The organism is Acidovorax sp. JHL-3 (assembly GCF_000526295.1).
Taxonomy (GTDB): domain Bacteria; phylum Pseudomonadota; class Gammaproteobacteria; order Burkholderiales; family Burkholderiaceae_C; genus Acidovorax; species Acidovorax defluvii.
Genome location: NZ_JAFU01000004.1, coordinates 649,935 through 671,187, shown reverse-complemented (window position 1 = coordinate 671,187; position 21,253 = coordinate 649,935). Strand labels below are relative to the sequence as shown.

At 62.5% G+C, this 21,253-nt stretch carries 16 protein-coding genes; 12 read left to right on the top strand and 4 right to left on the bottom strand.

The window, feature by feature from the left end:
• Positions 1 to 114: 114 nt before the first annotated feature.
• From K226_RS0118450 to K226_RS0118440, 3 genes are all read right to left on the bottom strand, one after another.
• Positions 115 to 1,860 carry an alkaline phosphatase gene (locus K226_RS0118450; RefSeq protein WP_024816201.1) on the bottom strand — a complete coding sequence of 582 codons (1,746 nt, stop codon included), beginning with the start codon at positions 1,858 to 1,860 and terminating at the stop codon, positions 115 to 117.
• 173 nt (positions 1,861 to 2,033) lie between these two features.
• Positions 2,034 to 3,344, bottom strand: coding sequence for a glutamate-1-semialdehyde 2,1-aminomutase (gene hemL / locus K226_RS0118445; RefSeq protein ID WP_024816200.1), 1,311 nt, complete (start codon positions 3,342 to 3,344; stop codon positions 2,034 to 2,036).
• Positions 3,328 to 4,275, bottom strand: a complete 948-nt coding sequence (locus K226_RS0118440; protein ID WP_024816199.1) for a bifunctional hydroxymethylpyrimidine kinase/phosphomethylpyrimidine kinase — start codon at positions 4,273 to 4,275, stop codon at positions 3,328 to 3,330. The genes hemL and K226_RS0118440 overlap by 17 nt, the downstream gene beginning before the upstream one ends.
• A gap of 94 nt (positions 4,276 to 4,369) precedes the next feature.
• On the opposite strand from K226_RS0118440, the gene K226_RS19725 reads away from it, so the two are divergent.
• The 7 genes from K226_RS19725 to K226_RS0118410 all read left to right on the top strand — a co-directional run bounded on the left by K226_RS19725 (position 4,370) and on the right by K226_RS0118410 (position 15,587).
• Positions 4,370 to 4,543, top strand: a complete 174-nt coding sequence (locus K226_RS19725; RefSeq protein ID WP_081739454.1) for a rubredoxin — start codon at positions 4,370 to 4,372, stop codon at positions 4,541 to 4,543.
• Between the two features lie 59 nt (positions 4,544 to 4,602).
• Positions 4,603 to 5,001, top strand: coding sequence for a PleD family two-component system response regulator (locus K226_RS0118435; protein WP_005796099.1), 399 nt, complete (start codon positions 4,603 to 4,605; stop codon positions 4,999 to 5,001).
• Positions 5,001 to 5,366 carry a PleD family two-component system response regulator gene (locus K226_RS0118430; RefSeq protein ID WP_005796104.1) on the top strand — a complete coding sequence of 122 codons (366 nt, stop codon included), beginning with the start codon at positions 5,001 to 5,003 and terminating at the stop codon, positions 5,364 to 5,366. Before K226_RS0118435 ends, K226_RS0118430 begins: the two co-directional genes overlap by 1 nt.
• A 15-nt stretch (positions 5,367 to 5,381) precedes the next feature.
• Positions 5,382 to 5,909 (top strand): chemotaxis protein CheW, encoded by a 528-nt coding sequence (locus tag K226_RS0118425; RefSeq protein WP_024816198.1) that lies wholly within the window; start codon positions 5,382 to 5,384, stop codon positions 5,907 to 5,909.
• A 21-nt stretch (positions 5,910 to 5,930) separates the two neighbouring features.
• Positions 5,931 to 8,219: a methyl-accepting chemotaxis protein gene (locus K226_RS0118420; RefSeq protein ID WP_024816197.1), complete on the top strand. Its 2,289-nt coding sequence runs from the start codon at positions 5,931 to 5,933 to the stop codon at positions 8,217 to 8,219.
• A gap of 54 nt (positions 8,220 to 8,273) precedes the next feature.
• Entirely contained in the window at positions 8,274 to 14,345 is a 6,072-nt protein-coding gene (locus K226_RS0118415; RefSeq protein ID WP_024816196.1) for an Hpt domain-containing protein, read from the top strand.
• A gap of 87 nt (positions 14,346 to 14,432) precedes the next feature.
• Complete coding sequence (locus K226_RS0118410) at positions 14,433 to 15,587, top strand: PilT/PilU family type 4a pilus ATPase (protein ID WP_024816195.1); 1,155 nt, start codon at positions 14,433 to 14,435, stop codon at positions 15,585 to 15,587.
• A 38-nt stretch (positions 15,588 to 15,625) separates the two neighbouring features.
• On the opposite strand, the gene K226_RS0118405 is transcribed toward K226_RS0118410, so the two are convergent.
• A complete protein-coding gene (locus tag K226_RS0118405) occupies positions 15,626 to 17,104 on the bottom strand; it encodes a deoxyribodipyrimidine photo-lyase (RefSeq protein ID WP_035242188.1) in 1,479 nt (492 codons plus the stop codon).
• A gap of 21 nt (positions 17,105 to 17,125) precedes the next feature.
• Here K226_RS0118405 and K226_RS0118400 point away from each other — a divergent pair, with 21 nt between their 5' ends.
• The 5 genes from K226_RS0118400 (at position 17,126) to K226_RS0118380 (ending at position 21,203) form a co-directional block, all read left to right on the top strand.
• Positions 17,126 to 17,725, top strand: a complete 600-nt coding sequence (locus K226_RS0118400; RefSeq protein WP_024816193.1) for a YqgE/AlgH family protein — start codon at positions 17,126 to 17,128, stop codon at positions 17,723 to 17,725.
• Positions 17,722 to 18,141 (top strand): Holliday junction resolvase RuvX, encoded by a 420-nt coding sequence (gene ruvX, locus K226_RS0118395; protein ID WP_024816192.1) that lies wholly within the window; start codon positions 17,722 to 17,724, stop codon positions 18,139 to 18,141. The genes K226_RS0118400 and ruvX overlap by 4 nt, the downstream gene beginning before the upstream one ends.
• Entirely contained in the window at positions 18,138 to 18,740 is a 603-nt protein-coding gene (gene pyrR / locus K226_RS0118390; RefSeq protein WP_024816191.1) for a bifunctional pyr operon transcriptional regulator/uracil phosphoribosyltransferase PyrR, read from the top strand. The genes ruvX and pyrR overlap by 4 nt, the downstream gene beginning before the upstream one ends.
• 2 nt (positions 18,741 to 18,742) lie before the next feature.
• The gene (locus K226_RS0118385) at positions 18,743 to 19,705 is read left to right on the top strand and encodes an aspartate carbamoyltransferase catalytic subunit (protein WP_024816190.1); all 963 of its coding nucleotides are present in this window, start codon (positions 18,743 to 18,745) and stop codon (positions 19,703 to 19,705) included.
• A gap of 202 nt (positions 19,706 to 19,907) precedes the next feature.
• On the top strand, positions 19,908 to 21,203 hold the full coding sequence (locus K226_RS0118380) for a dihydroorotase (protein WP_024816189.1): 1,296 nt from the start codon (positions 19,908 to 19,910) through the stop codon (positions 21,201 to 21,203).
• The last annotated feature ends 50 nt before the right edge of the window (positions 21,204 to 21,253 follow it).

The following is a 21,253-nucleotide window of genomic DNA, read 5'->3' as shown; positions in this document are numbered from 1 at the left end:
CCTTGCGCGGGTGCGCTGGCATGAGCCTCGCCTGTGCCAACGGCTTGGGCGGTTCTACCAGTCATTGATAAGAAAAAGGCGGCTCGGGCCGCCTTTTTCTTTGCGTGCTGCCGATCAGGCCGCCACAATGCGCCCGCGCCCGCTGACACCTGCCAGCACCTTAAGCGATTTGTCGGTGCTGGCCGTGTAGGTGCGGCTGGTGATGGTGCTGACATACACCCAGTCGGCGCGGCATTCGGTGGCCGTGGCGGTCACCAGCATGTAACCCCGGCGCGAGGTGTCGCAGTATTTGAGCGGGGCAATGAGTTGCTGGAGCGCGCCCGCCAGCATGGCCGGGTTCTCTTTGGGCAGGTATTCCTCAAAACCGGGCGACGACACCGACGAGGTGGCGAACTCCACGCCCACCGCATTGCCGCCCATGTCTGCCAGCTCGTTGGCCCAGGCGTTGTGGGTGTCGCCCGACAGCACCACCAGGTTCTTGCCCAGGCTGCGGGCCGTGCCCAGCACGGTTTCGCGCGCGGCCTGGTAGCCGTCCCAGGCGTCGAGGTTGTAGGGAATGGAGGGCTGGGCGAGGATGGCTTTTTCGGCAGCGGTCAGTGTGGCTGGGGCCGTCTGTGCCTTGGCCACGATGGCGGCGTATTGCGATACCGTGACGCCAGCGCCCGGCTGGATGGTCTCGACCAGGATGGGGGCTGGAATGTTCATGCGCCCCATCAGCACCTGCTGGCCCAGCACCTGCCAGGTGGCGGTGGATGCGGCCATCTGCTGCTGCAGCCACTGGGTCTGTGTGCTGCCCATGAGCTGGCGGGTGGGGGCGCCCACGGCGGCGGTGAAACCGGCAGCGTCAAAACCGCTGTCGGTAAAGAAGCGGGTGTAGTCGGCAGGCTCGTCGCGCCCGACGACGCGGGTGTCGAGCATGTGCAGCGCCAGCAGGTTGCCAAAGTTGAAGCTGCGGTAGATCAGGTCGGGCTGGGCGTTGCGTGTGGGCATCCACTCGTGGTAGGCCTGAAGGGCTGCCGCCTTGCGCGCCGCAAAGCTGCCTTCAGTGGCGCTTTGGTGGTTTTCGGCACCGGTGGCCCAGGTGTCGTTGGCGATTTCATGGTCGTCCCACACGGCAATCATGGGTGCGGCGGCATGCAGCGCCTGCAGATCGGGATCGGTCTTGTACTGCGCGTGGCGCATGCGGTAGTCGGCCAGTGTGAGGATCTCGGTGGCGGGCAGCGACAGGCGGCCCAGTTGCTCGGCGTTGGCCGAGGCATAACCACCGCGCGGGTACTCATACAAGTAGTCGCCCAAGTGCACGGTGGCATCGAGATCATTGCGGCGCGCGGCTTCGGCATACACGTTGAAGTAACCCGCAGGGTAATTGGCGCACGAGAACACGGCCAGCTTGACCTGTGCCACGCTGCCCGTGGGCAGCGTGCGGGTGCGTGCTGCGGCCGACTGCGCTGCGTAGGCCTTGAAGCGGTAGTGGTAGGCCGTGGCGGGCTTGAGGCCAGTGGCATCGACCTTGACGGTGAAGTCCTTGGCGGCCGTGGCGGTGGCCTGGCCTTTGGCCACCACGGTGGTGAATGCCGCGTCGCTGGCCAGCTCCCACTGCACAGGAATGTCGGCGGTGTGGCCTGCAGGCGGCGTGACGCGGGTCCACAGCATGACGCGGTCGGCGAGCGGGTCGCCACTGGCCACGCCGTGGGCAAACCGCACCTCCGGGTCGTTGTCGCTGCCACCGCAGGCGGCCAGCGGCAAGGTGCCGAGCGCAGTGGCGCCCAGGGCCAGCTGGCGCACGAAGACGCGGCGGCTTTCATCGGCGGGAGCGGCGTCGCGGATGGGGTGGGGCGTGGGACGAACGGGAGTTTTCATGGTTGTGGCGTTCCGTACAAAACCGCCAAGGCTGACAGGCGGATGTGACGGCCTCATGAACGCAGCCCCATGCAAAAAACCCGTGGCAACGTTGTGCGTTGCCACGGGTTCTAAAGAAATGAAATCTGATTGTTTTTAGCCTGTAGCGCTTATCCAACAAGCGCTAGTAGCTATTATTTTGTGAGCGACTTGAACACGTCGCGTGCAATGGCGACGGTGTCGGCAATGTCCTGCTCTGTGTGTGCGGCGCTCACAAACCCTGCTTCGTAGAGTGCGGGCGCGATGTACACGCCCCGGTCCAGCAGCCCATGAAAGAGTTGGTTGAAGCGCACGCCATCCGTCTTCAGAACCTGTGCGTAATTTTGTGGCAGCTCGGGCAGCAGGAAAAAGCCGAACATGCCGCCTTCGCAGTCGGCGCTGAAAGGCACGCCCTCGGCGGCTGCGGCAGCTGCCAAGCCATCCACCAGCGAGCGGGTGCGGGCGGAGAGCGCGTCAAAGAAGCCGGGCTTCTTGATTTCGCGCAGCGTGGCCAGGCCGCAGGCTGTGGCCACAGGGTTGCCCGACAGCGTGCCAGCCTGGTACACCGCGCCCAGCGGAGCGAGGTTTTCCATGATCGCGCGCGAAGCGCCAAAAGCCGCCAGCGGCATGCCGCCGCCAATCACCTTGCCCAGCACGGTGATGTCGGGCTTGAAGCCCGGGATGCTTTTTGCATAGACGCTTTGTGCGCTGCCCAGGGCCACGCGAAAACCGGTCATCACTTCGTCCAGAACGAGCAGCGCACCATATTCGGTGCACAGCTCGCGGCAGCGGCGCATGAACGGCACGCTGGCGCGCACCAGGTTCATGTTGCCGGCGATGGGCTCGATCATCAGGCAGGCGAGTTCCTTGCCATGCAGCACGAAGGCTTCTTCGAGTTGGGGGATGTTGTTGTATTCAAGAACAATGGTGTGTTGCACCACCTCGGGCGGCACGCCCGCACTCGTGGCGTTGCCAAAGGTGGCCAGGCCCGAGCCGGCCTTGACCAGCAGCGCATCGGCGTGGCCGTGGTAGCAGCCCTCGAACTTGATGAGCTTGCTGCGTCCCGTGGCACCGCGCGCCAGGCGGATGGCGCTCATGCCCGCTTCGGTGCCCGAGCTGACCAGCCGGATCATCTCCATGGACGGCACCAGGCCCAGGATTTCTTCGGCCAGCTCGATCTCGCGCTCGGTGGGGGCGCCAAAGCTGAAGCCTTCCAGTGCAGCCTTTTGCACGGCTTCGAGCACGGCCGGGTGACCGTGGCCCAGGATCATCGGGCCCCAGGAGCCGATATAGTCAATGAAGCGCTGGTCGTTGGCGTCCCAGAAGTAAGCTCCTTGCGCACGCTTCACAAAGCGCGGCGTGCCGCCCACGGCCTTGAAGGCCCGCACAGGCGAGTTCACGCCACCGGGGATGAGCGCCTTGGCGCGTTCGAACAGAGGGATGTTGAGGTCAGTGTTTGGTGTCATGAGGGGGCATCACAAAGCCTTCGATGGCCAGTGTTTCGTCAAGGGGTTCGTCTTCATCGTCATCTTCATCATCGGGCTGGGCCCAGAACATGCGATCGGGAATGATGTGGCCCATTCCTGGGCGGAATCCGGCATCCAGGCAGCGGTCCAGGTAACTGAGCGCCTCGCTCGTGGCTTCGCCGAGATCATTGCCGCTGGCCACCAGGGCCGTGAGGGCCGCCGAGAGCGTGTCGCCCGCGCCCGAAAAGGTGGCGTCAAACAGCTCGAACTTGACACTGCCCAGCACGGTCTGGGGCGACGCCAGCACGTTTTCTACAAACTGCTCGGGCAGGGGGATGCCCGTGACCAGGGTGTATGGCACACCCATCTCTGCGGCGGCGCGGGCGATGTCGCGGGCCGTAGGGCTGCGGTCGCTTTTCCAGTCGGGAAGCAGCCAGCGCCACAACGTACTGTGGTTTCCAACCAACACCGAGGTTTGCGGCAACAGCAGCTCGCGAAAAGCGTCCAGGTACTGGTCAATCAGGTCATCCTGCCACCACGAAAGATTGGGCATGTAGGCGATGACCGGCACCTCGTCGTAATCGGTAGTGATCTCTGCAATGGCGCTGATGTTCTCGGGGCTGCCCACAAATCCGACCTTGATGGCCTGCACGGGCAGGTCTTCCAGTACCGCCCGCGCCTGCTCGGTAACGGCCTCGTCGTCAAAGCCAAAGTGGGCGAATATCTCGGCTGTGTCCCGTGCGTAGGCGCCTGTAACGACGGCAATGGGGTGCCCGCCAACCGACGCGATGGTGCTGATATCGGCGGTAAGTCCGCCGGCACCGCTGGGGTCGCTGGCGTTGAAAACCAGCACGCAGGCGGGGCTGGCTTCGTCCATGGCCTCATCGGCAATGTCCGCTATATCAGAAGAAAGGGGGGTGTTTGTTGTCATGGGCCGGATTCGGCGATAAGGGTGGCACAGAAGCTGCAGCCCCGTGAGATGACTAGATACAATCGTTGCATTCTATGTGAAGGCCCATTAAGCTGTGACCGACTCGAAAACTTGGATGTGTCTGATATGCGGTTGGATATATGACGAAGCAAAAGGTTCGCCTGAGCACGGCATTGCACCCAACACCCCATGGGACCAGGTTCCCATGAATTGGACTTGCCCAGAATGCGGCGCGCGCAAAGAAGATTTTGAGCTGGTTCAGATTTGAGGCGCTTTAGCACCCTGTGCTGATGCGTCGTTTGTTTTCTCCATTGGGAGCAGTGACAATTGACTACAACAGGCGCATCTTTCAAAGTGCTCGTGGTGGATGACAGCAATACCATTCGCCGAAGCGCCGAGATTTTTCTCAAGCAGGGAGGGCACGAAGTCCTGCTGGCAGATGACGGTTTTGATGCATTGGCTAAGGTAAACGATTACCAGCCACAGCTTATTTTCTGCGACATTCTGATGCCCAAGCTTGATGGGTATCAAACCTGCGCCATCATCAAGCGCAACGCCCGTTTTGCGGATACTCCGGTTGTCATGCTGTCGTCCAAGGATGGCGTGTTTGACAAGGCGCGCGGTCGCATGGTCGGCTGCCAGGAATATCTCACCAAACCTTTCACCAAAGACCAGTTGTTGCAGGCAGTGCAGCAATTTGGCAATTCCCAACAAGGAGCCATGTAATGCCTATCCAGAAAGTGCTGGTCGTTGACGACTCGAAGACCGAGTTGATGTTTCTGACCGACTTGCTGCAGAAAAAAGGCATGCAAGTGCGTACCGCTGAAAATGCCGAAGAGGCTTTTCGTCGGCTGGCCGAAGAAAAGCCTGATTTGATATTGATGGATGTGGTGATGCCGGGGCAAAACGGATTCCAGTTGACCCGTGCGATCACGCGTGATCCCCTCTATGCCGACGTTCCCATCATCATGTGCACCAGCAAGAATCAAGAGACAGATCGTGTCTGGGGAATGCGGCAAGGCGCACGCGGCTACATTACCAAACCGGTGGATCCGGCCGAGTTGCAGGCCAAGATAGACGCGCTGAACTAAGGCGGTTGCGCGTTCATGGCTAATCGCGAAGCACTGCGAGAACTCCAGACCCGTCTTGCCAGCCGTCTTCAGGCAGCAAGGGGTGAAGGTGTGTCTGTTTCTTCCTGGCTGGCGGTCGAAGCTGCCGGGCAGTCCTATTTATTGCCGCTGGGTCAGTCGGGTGAAATTTTCCCCTGGGTCACGGTGCAGCGGGTTCCCTACACCCAAAAATGGTTTCTGGGTGTAGCCAATCTGCGCGGTGGTCTTGTCGGTGTGGTTGACTTGGCTGGATTGCTGGGATCGACGGTTCCACGCACCGAGCAAACCCTGTCTGACGCCAGCCTGCTTGCTTTCAATGCAGCGCTGGAGGTCAATGCCGCGCTTCTGGTTGACCGGCTGGCGGGTCTGCGAGGCACTGATGCCTTTGTCTCCTCGGAGCCTCCCGCCGATGATGCCCCCGCCTTTTTTGGCACCACCTATGTGGATTCGAGCGGGGCCCGCTGGCAAGAGATCAATCTCCAGATCCTGTCCCAAACCCCTGCTTTTCTGAGTATCAGTGTTTGAGTTTTTCTGTAAGGCTGCACCATGTCCGTTGTGAATCAATTTGGAAAACTGTTCAATCGCAAGCCCGAGGAATCAGACACGGGGCTGGGTGCCGACGTGATCGGCGGTGGTCAGAATGTCCTGACAACGGGATCCATCGAGGGAAATACAATGCGTGAGTCGTATCAGACAGACGCCATGAACAGTGTTCAGGGTGATCCCGATGGCGTGTCGTCCGAGTTGTCCACCACGGACGCGGACGAAGATCTTATTTCTTTGCCATTGCTGGGCAGCAACACGGCGGCTGGCCACCAGCGGAATTTGCTCGCATTGCTGGCCATTGGCGTGGTGCTGCTGGCGCTGATTGCTGGCTGGGTGCTTCGGCAGGCGGATCGTTCCGCCCAGCAGCTGGCTGCTACCGGTCAGTCGCTGATGCAGTCGCAGCGGCTTGCCAAGTCTGTCTCACAGGCGCTGGTGGGTAGCCCGCAGGCCTTTCCCGATGTGGTGGAGAGCTCAGGGGTGCTGGCCCGCAATGTGCGTGCGCTCAACAGCGGCGACAGCGAACTGGGCGTCGAGTCCCTCGGTGAGCAGTTCAAGTCCGACCTGGAGGGTACGACCCCGCTCATGGAGAGCGCGGAACGCAACGCCGGCGTGGTCATGGGCCAGCAGAAAATCCTGATGCAGGTAGGTGACGCGCTGCGCACCATCAACCGCCAGTCGTCTGATCTGCTGGAGATCGCTGAAACCGTGTCTTCGCTCAAGCTGCAGCAGAACGCGCCAGCCGCCGAAATTTCGGCTGCCGGTCAGCTGGTGATGTTGACCCAACGTATCGGTAAGTCGGCCAACGAATTCCAGACCATGGAAGGCGTGAGCCCCGAGGCCGTGTTTTTGCTGGGTAAGGACTTGAACTCGTTCAAGGAAATTGCCCAGGGCCTGCTTGATGGCAGCCCTGAGCTGCGCCTGACGGCCACCAAGGATGCGCAGACACGCGAACAGCTCGAAGCGCTGATCAAGCTCTACGAAGAGACCCGCACGCAAGCCAGCGCCATTCTGGGCAACTTGCAGGGGCTGGTTTCTGCCCGTGAAGCCCAGTCCTCGATCATTAGCGACAGCGAGCCACTGCGTCGCCAGCTGGAAGGCCTGCAGGACAAGCTTTCTTCGCAAACGGGTCTGGGCGCAGGCCAATTTGCTGCCTTGGCACTGGCTGGCCTGTTCGTTCTGCTTTGCGGTATCGGAATTTCCCGCGTGCAACTGCTGGACAGCCGGGGTCGTCAGGCAGCGGCTGAAGGGCAGCAAAAGGATGCAAAGCGCCAGGAGCAGGAAGCCAAGCGCGTCAATGACGCCAATCAGGCAGCCATTTTGCGTCTGATGAACGAATTGCAATCGGTGGCTGAAGGGGATCTGACACAGGAAGCCACTGTGACGGAAGACATCACCGGCGCCATTGCCGACTCGGTGAACTACACGGTGGAAGAATTGCGCCAGCTGGTGGGAAGCGTTCAGAACACGGCGACCCGCGTGGCGCAGACGACCGCCCAGGTGGACAGCACGTCGACGGAACTCCTTGCCGCTTCCACTGAACAGTTGCGTGAAATTCGTGAAACCGGCCGGTCCGTTCTGGACATGGCGACCCGAATCAATGAAGTGTCCACACAGGCGCAAGAGTCTGCCACGGTGGCTCGCCAATCGCTGCAGGCTGCTGACTCGGGCCTGCAGGCCGTGCAGAACGCCATCGGTGGTATGAATTCGATTCGCGACCAGATTCAGGACACATCCAAGCGGATCAAGCGCCTCGGTGAATCGTCGCAGGAGATCGGTGAAATCACCGAGCTGATTTCCGACATTACCGAACAGACGAACGTGCTGGCCCTGAATGCAGCCATTCAGGCCGCTTCTGCGGGCGATGCAGGTCGAGGTTTCTCGGTGGTGGCGGAAGAAGTGCAGCGGCTGGCTGAGCGATCTGCCGATGCCACACGGCAGATTTCGGCCCTGGTGAAAGCCATTCAGACTGACACCCAGGATGCTGTGGCCGCTATGGAGCGTTCCACGCAGGGTGTGGTTGAAGGAGCCCGACTGTCTGACAGTGCAGGTACTGCGCTGACCGAGATCGACCGCGTGTCGCGCCGCCTGGCCGAGCTGATTGAGCAGATTTCGTCTTCGACGTCCCGTGAAGCCGTTCTGGCCAACGAGGTGGCCGACAACATCCAGCACATTTTTGCGGTGACCGAGCAGACGGGTGAAGGTACACGCACGACAGCACAGCAGGTGCGTGAGCTTTCGCACATGGCTGAAGAACTGCGCCAATCGGTGGCACGTTTCAAGATCGCCTAACGCCGCCATCAAGCAGTCATCAACCAGCGGCTCATTTCAGCCTGGGACGAATTCATGTCATCTATTGATGTCAACAATGCACCGGCCACAGATGGAATCCCGGGCGATCAAGACCTGGGTCCTTTGGCGTGGGTGCTTGACGAGCTGCGCAAATCTCTCGATGGCGCAGTCAAGGCGATGCGCCGCTTTGTGCGCGACGCCGAACTGGCGCGTGAGTCGGATTTAGCGTCCCTGGATGCGGGTGCTTTGCGCATTGCGCGGCAGCAGCTGCACCAGGCGAGCGGGGCGCTTGAAATGGTGGGCATGGGTTCGCCAGCGCTGGTCCTGCGTGCCATGGAATCGGCTGTTCAAAAATTTGTGCAACGTCCTGAGCAATGCACGGATGATGCGGCGGCAGTCATCGAGCGTGCCAGTTTCGCGCTCATTGAATACCTTGAAAACGTACTGGGTGGCAAATCCGCGTCTGCAGTAGCCCTGTTCCCTCAGTACCGGGATGCCCAGGCACTGGCGGGTGGCGAGCGTGCTCACCCCGCAGACCTGTGGCCTGCTGAGCGTCGCTTTCGTGAGCCGGAAGACTCTGTAGCCGTTGCTCCGCTGCCCTATGGCCCCGAAGCCCGGGCGCGCCTTGATTCCGCTGTTCTAAAAATCGTCAAATCGGGCGATCTGAGCGCTGCGACCAGCATGCGTGAAACCTGTCTGGGCTTTGTTGCGGCCCAGTCAGACCGACATGCGCGTGCCTTCTGGAAGATTTGTGCCGGCTTTTTCGAAGCCCTTGGCAAGGGCATGCTGGCCCCTGATGTCTATGTGAAGCGGGTAGCGTCCCGCGTGCTGATGCAATACGCCACGCTGGCCAAAGGCGACACCGCGATTGCGGATCGCCTGGTTCAGGATCTGCTTTTCTTCTGTTCACAGGCTAGGCCAGCGGACGGTGAAGAGGACAAGGCTCCGGCGCTGCAAGCAGTGCGAAAGTCGTTTGGCCTGGAGCGGTTCAAACCGGTCGACTATGAAACCGCGCGTTTCGGACGGTTTGATCCTGCCTTGCTGGCGCAGGCCCGCAAGCGCATTGCGTCCGCCACGGAAACCTGGTCGGCGCTCGCCGGTGGTGATCGCAACAAGCTTAAGCCTGCGGCTGATCAGTTCAGCCTGGTTTGCGACTCATTGCGCAAACTGCATCCGGGAAGCGAGAGTCTCGCTGCGGGCCTGACCCGTGCTGTTGAGGCAACGACGCGATCAGGAGAGCCTCCGTCCGCAGCGCTGGCGATGGAGGTGGCGACCTCGGTGCTTTACCTTCAGGCGGCTTTTGAGGAACTGGATGCTGCCGACGACCAGATGGAGGTGCGTGCAGAACGTCTCGCGGAGCGACTGGATGCCGTGGGGGCAGGCGCAGAGCCAGAACCCCTTGAGCTGTGGATGGAAGAGCTGTACCGGCGTGTCAGCGACAACCAGACCATAGGCAGTGTGGTGGACGAGTTGCGCTCCACCCTGGGCGAGGCAGAGAAATCACTAGACCAGTTTTTCCGCAATCCGCAAGACACGGCGGTGCTCGCGGCAGTGCCGGGCCACTTGGCACAGATGCGTGGCGTGCTGTCCGTACTGGGCCTGGATCAGGCGTCGCTGGCGGTGGTGCGCATGCGCGACACCGTCGAGCGGCTGCTCATCAATGAAATTCCAGAAGAAGAGCGCCAGCCCTCATTCGAGAAACTGGGTAACAGTCTGGGTGCGCTCGGGTTCCTGATCGACATGTTGAGCTACCAGCGCACGATGGCGCGCAAGCTCTTTGTCTACGATGAAGAACTGGGTGAGCTGCGCATTCTGGTGGGCAAAGCCCGCGCGCGTGCCACAGATGATGTGGCAGAAGCACCGGAGAAATTGGAGGAGCGCGTCGCTCCGCCGCTGCCCGGTGTTGTGCCGCGCTTCCCTGCGCAGGAGGTGCCCGCGTCGGCACCGGCCGTTACGGCAACGCCGGCGGACGCCAGCCCTGCTGCTGCATCGGACGAGTTGGCATCCGATATTTTCTTTGACCTGCAAACACCGCAGGAGCCGTTGCCGGTAGCGTCTGACCTGCCACCTGTCGTGGTGCCCTCTGCCGTTCCCGCTTCGCAGCCGGAGGTGGACGATGAGTTGCTGGATGTGTTTCTGGAAGAAGCCCGCGAAGTCGTGGCCACTGGTCTGGCTGCCATCAACGTGCTGGTTGAAGAGCCCGCCAATCTGAGCGAGCAAACCACTTTGCGTCGTGCGTTCCATACGCTCAAGGGCAGCTCACGCATGGTGGGGCTCAATGATTTTGGTGAGGCAGCCTGGTCGATGGAGCAGGTGCTGAACGCTTGGCTGGCTGAGCAAAAACCCATGCAGCCCACTTTGCTGCAGTTGTCTTCCGATTGTTTGCAGGCATTTGACCGTTGGGCTGATGACATTGCTGCAGGGGCTGCATCGGCCTGGTCGCCGGAGGCATTCTGCAAATCTGCTGATGCTATGCGCCTTGACGGCAGCTTGCTGCCGCTCGTGGTGCCTGGGGCTGCAGTGGCATCCGTTGCACCCGATGTGGTGGAGCCGGAGATGCCGCTGGAGGCCGCGCCACGCGCAGCAGATGCGCCCGACACTGGCTTGCAGGCCGTCGAGCCATCGCTGGATGCGTTGTCTTCTGAAAAAGCCGGGGATGCGGGCGCAGTCGATGAGTTTGCGGCATTGATGGCGGATTTTGCTGAAACCGAGATGACGCCGGAATTCGCCGCGGTAGCGCCAGACGCGGTCGCGTCGGCAGCGACGGTGACCGAGGATATCGATTTCTCCGTGTTCTCCGAGGCTCTGAACGAGGCGCAAGCAACACCGGCAACGGTAAGCCAGTTGTTGCCTCTGGACCTGGAGTTGCCAGATCTGGAGCCTGCGTCTTCCGTTGCCATGGATGTCGACCGCACCGAAGCAGCGGCGATTGGTGCAATGCAGGATCAACCGGATGATCTTCCATTGATGGCGGCTGGTGAGCCTGAATTTTTGCCTGAGATTGCCCAGGCACCAGACTTCTCCGATGTGGCGGCGGCAAATTCGCCAGAGATCCTGGAACCGGTCGCGGCTGAAGCTTTTGTGCCCGAAGAAGAAGCTCCGTCTGATGAAGCGGTCAAGGTCATTGAAAGCTTGCGGATCGGTATTCCACTCTACAACGTGTACCTCAACGAGGCCGACGAATGGTCGCGGCGCTTGGTGACGTGTTTGCAGGAGTGGGCGCTGGAATTGCACGAGCCTTTGCCGGACATCGCTGTTGCCCTGGCGCATTCGCTGGCAGGCAGTTCGGCCACCGTGGGATTCACCGCACTGTCAGAGCTGGCGCGGGTGCTTGAGCATGCTCTGCAGCATGTTCAACTGCAGTCGGGCGGCACGGCAGAGCAGGCCGAAGTATTCATGGCGTCGGCAGATGACATTCGTCGTCTCTTGCACCAGTTTGCTGCCGGGTTCCTGAAGGAGCCGAGCGCGGAAGTGCTGCAGCAACTGCGTGAAATCCTGGAGACCGAGGTGGTCAACACCCTGTCGCCTCCTGAGGACGACTTCGATGAGTTCGGCGATTTCGCCGGGACCCCTGAAGCTGATCAGACCGCTGAAATTGAGCCTGAGCCCGTACCAGCCGAGGCACCCACAGTGCAAGCGGCCGAAGTGGTGGCTGCAGGCTATGTCGCGCCGGCCCTGTCGATTGTTGGGAGTGACCGTGACCAGAACATCGACGATGCGATAGCACACGCAGTATCCGCAGGTTCAGATGTCGATGATGACATTGACGCCATCGATGTCATCGACCCTGATCTGTTCCCCATCTTTGAAGAAGAAGCCGCTGAGTTGCTGCCCCAGCTGGGCGGTGCGTTGCGGCAATGGGCATCCCGCCCGGACAACCTCGGTGCACGCAACGAAGTGCTGCGTGCCCTCCACACACTCAAGGGCAGTTCGCGCCTTGCAGGCGCCATGCGCCTCGGGGAAATGTCCCACCGGCTGGAGTCTGCCATCGAGCAGCTCGACATGGAAACCGTCACCGCGGACCAGATCGAGCCGTTGCTTGCGAGTTTCGATGGTCTGCAGGCGAATCTTGAGTTCCTCCGCGTTGTTGGCGGGCAAGAACCTGCCGATGCCGTGGCTGCAGTCCCTGCGGCACCAGGCGATCTGGCCGACACTACCAAAGTGTCGGGCGCAGCAACTGCGCCGGCGGTGCCTGCATCCGCACCAACGGTTCGGCTTCCCGGGGCTTCGCAGCTGGCGCCTGTGCGTGTGGCCGCGAACCAGTCGGTGCGCGTGCGTGCGCAGTTGCTGGACCGTCTGGTGAACCAGGCGGGCGAGGTCATGATCAGCCGTTCGCGCCTCGACGTTCGTCTGGGGCAGTTCCGCAATTCTCTGTCCGACCTGTCCGGCAACCTGGATCGGTTGCGCCAGCAGCTGCGCGACATCGAAATGCAGTCCGAGTCGCAGATGCAGTCACGTTTGGCGCTTTCCAAAGACTCTGCTGCCGGGTTCGATCCGCTTGAGTTTGACCGTTTCACGCGGGTGCAGGAGCTGACGCGCATGATGGCCGAGTCTGTCAACGACGTGGCTACCGTGCAGCGCAACCTGCAGCGCGCCATGGAAGGGGCCGAAGACGATCTGATTGCGCAGGGCCGCCAGGCGCGTGAGCTGCAGCGTGATCTGCTGCGCACCCGCATGGTGGAATTTGAAGGCATTTCCGAGCGTTTGTATGCGGTGGTGCGCCAGGCTTCCAAGGAAACCGGCAAGCAGATCAAGCTGGACATTACCGGCGGCTCCATTGAAATGGACCGTGGCGTGCTCGATCGCATGACGCCCGCTTTCGAGCATTTGCTGCGCAACTGCGTGGCGCACGGCATCGAGGCGCCCGACGCACGGGTCGCCGCAGGAAAGCCAGCGTCTGGCACCATCACCGTGGATCTGCGCCATGAAGGCAACGACGTGTCGGTGGAATTCCGGGATGACGGTGCCGGTCTGGACCTTCAGCGTATCCGGGAAAAGGCTCTGGCGCAGGGCATTGTGCAGGCGGGCGAAGAAATCAGCGATGCCGATGCCGCCAACCTGATCTTCACGCCGGGCTTTTCCACAGCCTCCGAGCTGACGGGGCTTGCCGGTCGCGGCATTGGCATGGACGTGGTGCGTTCCGAGGTCAATGCATTGGGCGGTCGAATTGAAACCTCCACCGAATCGGGCAAGGGTGCCGCCTTCCGCATGGTGCTGCCGTTGACCACTGCCGTGACGCAGGTGGTGATGCTGCGCGCTGGAGACATGTCGATTGGCGTGCCTGCCAACGTGGTCGAAATTGTGCGTCGCACCTCGGCAGCCGATCTCGAAGAAGCGTATCGCACGGGCTTCTTTGATGACGGCTTCGAGCAATTGCCTTTTTTCTGGGTGGGCGCTTTGCTGCAAGCTTCGACGCGCAGCAATGAAGCCGCAGGCAAGACCCGGCCCGTGGTGATTTTCCGCAGTGCGTCGCAACGCATCGCCATGCACGTGGATGAAGTGCTGGGCAATCAAGAAGTCGTGGTGAAGAACCTGGGGCCTCAGCTGTCACGCCTGCCGGGCTTGGCCGGGATGTCGGTGCTTGCCTCTGGGGCCGTGGTGTTGATTTACAACCCGGTGGCCTTGTCCACGGTGTATGGCGATCAGGTACGTGCGGCCAGCGCCGGCTTGCCTGTCACGCTGGAAACCGAAGGTGCTGGCACCGGCAAGCCTGCGACGTCGATGCTTGCAGGGCCCACGCAGGTGCCTTTGGTTCTGGTGGTGGATGATTCGATTACGGTACGCCGTGTCACGCAGCGGTTGCTGCAGCGTGAGGGTTACCGGGTGGCCCTCGCTGCCGATGGGCTGCAGGCACTCGAGCGCTTGCAGGAAGAGCGCCCAACGGTCGTGCTGTCCGATATTGAAATGCCGCGCATGGACGGCTTTGACTTGGCGCGCAACATTCGCGCAGACGGTGCGCTGCGGGGCCTGCCCATCATCATGATTACCTCTCGCATTGCAGAAAAGCACCGCGAGCATGCGATGGAGCTCGGTGTGAACCATTACCTGGGCAAACCTTACTCGGATGAAGAGTTGCTCAGTCTCATCCAGCATTACGCCCGGCTGGAGGCAACCGCAGAGGCATGATTCCGGTGGGCTGGCCCGCAAGGGCCGGTCAGCCCGGGCATTCTTGCCGGCACTGCCGGTAAGATGCCTGCATGATCAGGAGGCCTCATGGATTCGCAAACACCTGCGGCAGATGGCCGCCTGCTGTCTTGCCTTGCGCTGATGGTGCGCGAAGGCGCTTCGGACCTTTTTCTTCTGGCGGGTGCACCGCCCACGCTCAAGCGCCAGGGGGCCTTCCTGCCAATCACCAAGGGGTCGGTGACTGCCGAGGACGTCCGGACGATGGTGTATTCGATCATGCGCAAGACGCAGATCGATGAGTTTGAAGCCTCGAAGGAATGCGATTTTTCGTTCCAGTCGCAGGATCTGTCGCGCTACCGTGTCAATGTGCACCTGCAGCGCGGCAATGTGGGGGTGGTCGTCCGCCATGTCACGGCCAAGATTCCTAGCCTTGACGAACTGGGCTTGCCGCCGGTGCTCAAACAGCTCGCCTTCCTGAAAGGTGGGCTGGTGCTTACCGTCGGTTCTGCCGGGTCGGGCAAGACCACCACACTGGCCGCGATGCTGGACTATCGCAACGAGAACACGGCGGGGCATATTCTCACCGTGGAAGACCCCATCGAGTACCTGCACACCCACAAGAAATCGTTGGTGACACAGCGCGAGGTGGGGCTCGATACCGCGTCGTATGACGAGGCCTTGCGGCGTGCGATGCGGGAGGCGCCGAACGTGATCATGATTGGCGAGATACGCGACCGGGCCTCCATGCAGCATGCGCTGCATTACGCCGAATCCGGGCATCTGTGCGTGTCCACTTTGCACGCCAACAATGCCAACCAGGCGGTGCAGCGGATTGTGAATTTTTTCCCCGAGCAGGCCCATCGCCAGCTGTTGATGGATCTGTCACTGAATCTGCAGGCCGTGGTGGCCCAGCGGCTGGTCAAAAACATGCACGGATCGGTGGTGCCAGCGATGGAAGTGATGCTGCTCACCCCCTACGTGTCGGAGCTGATTCAGAAAGGCCAAATCGACGAGATCAAGACGGCCATTGCGCGCAGTGGTGAGCAGGGCATGTGCACCTTCGATCAATCGCTGTTTGAGCTGTATGAGCGCGGTGTCATCTCGTCAGCCGAAGCTGTGGCCAATGCCGACAACCGCACCGATGTATCGTTGCGCCTGCGCCTGGCCTCGGGTGCGCCCCTGGGGGTGGATGGAATGCGCATGAGCGACCAGACTGCCGAGGACGCACCACCCGCAGCGTGAACGTCCCGCCGTCTCAACGGCCCAGGCACGATCCACGGTCACCCGGCCTTGACCACGGCATAGCGCTGCAGCGTGCGCAACCTGGCACTGTCGTGGTCCACCACGGGATGCGGGTAGGTGTCGCCCAGCACCACCCCGGCCTCTTGCAGCTCCAGGGGGCGGGCACGCCAGGGGGCATGCAGGGCTGCAGTGGGCAGCTTTGCCAGCTGTGGCAGGTAACGACGGATGAATTTGCCCTCCGGGTCAAACTTTTCGCTCTGGCTGACCGGGTTGAAGATGCGAAAGTAGGGCTGGGCGTCGCACCCGCTGGAGCTGGCCCACTGCCAGCCGCCGTTGTTGGCGGCCAGATCAAAATCATTGAGGTGTGTGGCAAAGTAGGCCTCGCCCCGGCGCCAGTCGATGCCCAGATCCTTCACAAGAAAGCTGGCCACCACCATGCGCAGCCGGTTGTGCATGTAGCCCGTCTGGTTGATCTGCGCCATGGCGGCATCCACCAGCGGGTAGCCCGTACGGCCCTCGCACCAGGCGGCAAACAAGGCGTCGGCCTCGGGGCCTGATTCCCACTGAATGGCGTCATACGCCGGCTTGAAGCTGCGGTCCACCACATGGGGATGGTGGTGCAGGATCTGAAAGTAAAAATCCCGCCAGATCAGTTCGCTGAGCCAGGTGGTGGCACCCGGGTTGCCGTCCAGCATCAGCCGGTGCGCTGTGCGCGCCAGCAGGCGTGGCGAGATGGTGCCAAAACGCAGGTGCACGCTCAGATAGCTGGGGCCCTTGACCGCCGGAAAGTTGCGCGTGTCGTCGTACCGTTCGATGCGGCCCAGAAAGTCGTCGAACAACTGCTGTGCACCACTGGCGCCAGTGGGCAGCCTGGGCTGTGACAGGGTGGTGGCCTCGAACCCCAGCGACGCCAGCGTGGGGACGGGGTGGCAGTGATCCAGCGGGCGGGGCGCCAGGCGGTGCGCGTGGCGCTCCACCGTATAGCCTTTGAGCTGAAAGGCATCCACCTTCTTGAGCCAGGCGTTCTTGTAGGGCGTGAACACGCTGTAGGGATTGCCGGTCTGCGTCAGCACCTCGCTGCGCTCCAGAATGGTGTGGTCCTTGAAGGTGTGAAATGCCCTTCCGGCAATGGCCAGCCGGGTGCGCACCAGGCTATCGCGCGCCAGGGCCTGGGGCTCGTCGTCGTGGTTGGCAAAAACAGCCTGGGCACCCAGGCTGTGTGCCAGTGCGGGCACCGCCTCGGTGGCCACCGCGTGCAGCACGATCAGTCCGCCGCGTGGGTGGGCAGACAGCGTTCGCAGCACCCCATCAAGCTCTTGCAGCGACTCCCGGATGAACTCCACGCGCCGATCGGTCCGCGCCAGCGGGTTCAAAATTTCGTGGTCAAAAACAAAGACGCAATGTACCTGCTGGCATTGGGTGAGCGCCCGGTACAGGGCTGCATGATCGGTGGTGCGCAGATCGCGGCGGAACCAGACGAGTCCGGTGGGGTAGGAAGGCTCGGAGGAGGGCGCCATGTTCACCGTTAAAATTAGCCAATGACATCCGATTCTGCGCCCATCAACCTGACGCATCATTTCCTGATCGCGATGCCCGGTCTGGAAGATGAGTCTTTTGCGCGCACTGTGGTTTACCTGTGCGAGCACAGTGAGCGTGGCGCCTTGGGCCTCATCATCAACAAGCCCTCCGACATCACGCTCAAGGGGCTTTTCGACAAGGTGGATTTGTCTTTGCGCCGTGAAGACCTCCGCTCTGAGCCCGTCTTTCAGGGCGGCCCGGTGCAGACCGAGCGCGGTTTTGTGCTGCACGAGCCCATGTTGATGAACCGCGCAGAGACCGACGAGTCTGCCTATGCTTCCACCATGACGATTCCGGGCGGCTTGGAGATGACCACCTCCAAGGATGTTCTGGAGGCCCTGTCCACCGGCGCGGGCCCGCGCAGGGTGCTGATCACGCTGGGGTATTCGTCCTGGGGTGAGGGTCAGCTGGAGTCCGAGCTGGCCGAAAACGCCTGGCTTACCGTGGGTGCCGACCTGTCGGTGATCTTTGACACTCCCGTGCCCCAGCGCTACGACAAGGCGCTGGCCCTCTTGGGGCTGCAGGCCTGGATGATCTCGCCGGAAGCGGGGCACGCATGACCGGCTTGCCCGTTCAGCCCGCCGTTCCTGCGCATTTTCAGACCTTTCTTGCTTTCGATTTTGGCCTCAAGCGCACGGGTGTGGCCACGGGCAACCGCATGCTGCGCAGCGCCACGCCGCAAGCCACCATCAAGGCCGAGGGCGACGCACGCTTTGTGCAGGTAGCGCAGCGCATCAAGGAATGGCAACCCGACGCCCTGGTGATCGGCGTGCCCTACCACCCCGACGGCGCGAGCCACGAGAACACCGAGAAAGCGCTCAAATTCGGCCGCCAGCTGCGCGGGCGCTTCGGCCTGCAAGTGTTCGAGGTGGATGAGCGCTACAGCACCACTGAAGCCATCGCGGGCGGTGCCAAGGATGCCGACGCTGCGTCGGCCTGCATCATCCTGGAACAGTTTTTGAGGAATCTTCCATGAGCAACCCCTCCCATCCAGCGGCAGTCGAAGGATTTTCCGCCGGGCCGCCCCAAGGAAAATCAGCGCCCTCGGGGGGCAGCGCAGCACACGCAGTGGCAAGCGTGGGGGCTCTAGCCCTCGATGCCGAGGCGCTGTACCGTGAACTGCTGCGCGGCGTGCGCAGCATGCTTACCCCCACCACACATCTGGCGGGCATTGCCTCGGGTGGCGCCTGGTTGGCCGAGCGCCTGCAAAAGGACCTGGGCCTCGAAGGGCCTGCCGGCGTGCTCTCGTCAGTGATGCACCGCGATGACTTTGCCCAGCGTGGCCTGTCGGCCGGGGCGCAGACCTCGCTGCCGTTTGATGTGAACGGCGCCGATGTGCTGGTGCTCGACGACGTGCTCTACACCGGCCGCACCATCCGCGCCGTGCTCAACGAGCTGTTCGACTATGGCCGCCCAGCCAGCGTGCGCCTGGCCGTCCTGGTGGACCGCGGCGGGCGCGAGTTGCCCGTGCAGGCCGACTTTGCGGCTGCCCGCGTGGCGCTGCCGCCCTCGCAGTCGCTTGCGCTGGCGCGCGACGAGCAGGGCCGCTTCCAATTCCAAGTCAAAGAGGTGTGACCGTGCTGCACAAGCGCAACCCCCAACTCAACCACCACGGCGAGCTGATCCACCTGCTTTCCATCGAGGGCCTGCCGCGCGACATCGTCACGCACATCCTCGACACCGCCGCCAACTTCGTCAGCGTGAACGACCGCGAGGTCAAGAAGGTGCCCCTGCTGCGTGGCAAGAGCGTTTTCAACCTGTTCTTCGAGAACAGCACGCGCACGCGCACCACGTTCGAGATCGCGGCCAAGCGCCTGTCGGCCGACGTGCTCAACCTCGACATTGCGCGCAGCTCGGCCAGCAAAGGCGAATCGCTGCTCGACACCATCGCCAACCTCTCGGCCATGGCGGCCGACCTGTTTGTGGTGCGGCACAGCGAGTCGGGTGCTCCCTATCTGATCGCCCAGCATGTGGCGCCGCACGTCCACGTCATCAACGCGGGCGACGGGCGCCATGCCCACCCCACGCAGGGGCTGCTGGACCTCTACACCATCCGGCACTACAAAAAAGACTTCAGCAACCTCACCGTGGCCATCGTGGGCGACGTGCTGCATTCGCGCGTGGCGCGCTCCGACATCCATGGCCTGACCACGCTGGGCTGCCCTGAGGTGCGCGTGGTGGGCCCGCGCACGCTGGTGCCGTCCGACATGGCGCAGATGGGCGTGCGTGTGTGCCACACCCTCGAAGAGGGCATCAAGGACGCCGATGTGATCATCACCCTGCGCCTGCAGAACGAGCGCATGAGCGGAGCGCTGCTGCCGTCGAGCCAGGAGTATTTCAAGAGTTTCGGCCTCACCCCCGAAAAACTGCGTCTGGCCAAGCCCGACGCCATCGTGATGCACCCTGGCCCCATCAACCGTGGGGTCGAGATCGACTCAGCCGTGGTGGACGGAAAACAAAGCGTGATCCTTCCGCAGGTGACGTTTGGCATCGCGGTGCGCATGGCCGTCATGTCCATCGTCGCAGGGAATGAGGCATGACCCCCCTGAGCCGCTTCGCGTCTTCCCCCCAAGGGGGGACGCCACCTCTGGCCCGGCAAAGCCGGTTCCACGGTGGCACTCGCATGGCATCTGTTGTGGCGCAAATGCCGTTGTGCATAGATGCGAAGGATGTGTTTGCTCCATATTTCATAGCTGCTTGCGCTTATCCAGTAAGCGCTGGCGGCCAATTTGGCTTGAAATCATGAAGATACTGATTCAGAACGGCCGTGTGATCAACCCCGCCAGCGGGTTCGATCAAACCTGCGACATCGCCCTGGCTGCGGGCCGCATCGTGGGTATCAACCGGGTGCCGCCCGACTTTGCGCCCAACCGCGTGATCGACGCGGCAGGCTGCATCGTGCTGCCCGGCCTGGTGGACCTGGCGGCGCGCCTGCGCGAGCCGGGCCACGAGCACGAAGGCATGCTCGAATCCGAAATGGCCGCCGCCGTGGCCGGTGGCGTGACCAGCCTTGTGTGCCCGCCCGATACCGACCCCGTGCTCGACGAGCCCGGCCTGGTGGAGATGCTCAAGTTTCGCGCCGAAAAGCTGCACCAGTCACGCCTGTTTCCGCTGGGCGCGCTCACGCGCGGCCTTGCGGGCGAGGTGCTCACCGAGATGGCCGAGCTCACCGAATCGGGTTGCGTGGGTTTTGGCCAGGCCGAGGTGCCGCTGGCCAGCACGCAGGTGCTGCAACGCGCGCTGCAATATGCCGCCACTTTTGGCTACACCGTGTGGCTGCGCCCGCAAGAGATGCACTTGGGGCGTGGCGTGGCGGCCAGCGGCCCGCTGGCCACGCGCCTGGGTCTTTCGGGCGTGCCCGTGGCCGCCGAAACCATTGCGCTGCACACCATTTTCGAGCTGCTCAAGACCACCGGCGCCCGCGTGCACCTGTGCCGCCTGAGCAGCGCTGCCGGGGTCGAGCTGCTGCGCCGCGCCAAGGCCGAAGGCCTCAAGGTGACGGCCGATGTAAGCATCAACTCGCTGCACCTCACCGACGTGGACATCGGCTTTTTTGACAGCCGCGCCCGCCTGTCGCCCCCGCTGCGCCAGCAGCGCGACCGCGATGCGCTCAACGCCGCGCTGGCCGACGGCACCATCGACGCGCTGGTGTCCGACCACAACCCGGTCGACGAAGACGCCAAGACCCTGCCGTTTGCCGAAGCCGAACCCGGCGCCACCGGGCTGGAGCTGCTGCTGTCACTCGCGCTCAAGTGGTCGCAGGACAGCGGCGTCCCACTGCAGCGCGCTCTGGCCACCGTCACGTCTGAGCCCGCGCGCGTGCTGGGCAACGCCCTGGGCACGCTGCAGGCCAGCGTGGGCCAGCTGGTGGAAGGCGGCGTGGGCGACCTGTGCATCCTCGACCCGCAGGCCGCCTGGACGGTGCAGGACGATGCGCTGCGCAGCCAGGGCAAGCACACGCCGTTTTCGGGCTACGAGCTGCCGGGCCAGGTGCGTGCCACGCTGGTCGGCGGGCAAGTGGCGTTCGAGCGCGACTGACCCGTGCACCGCTGTTGTGTGCGGCACGCCCGCTGGCGTTGTGCGGGAGG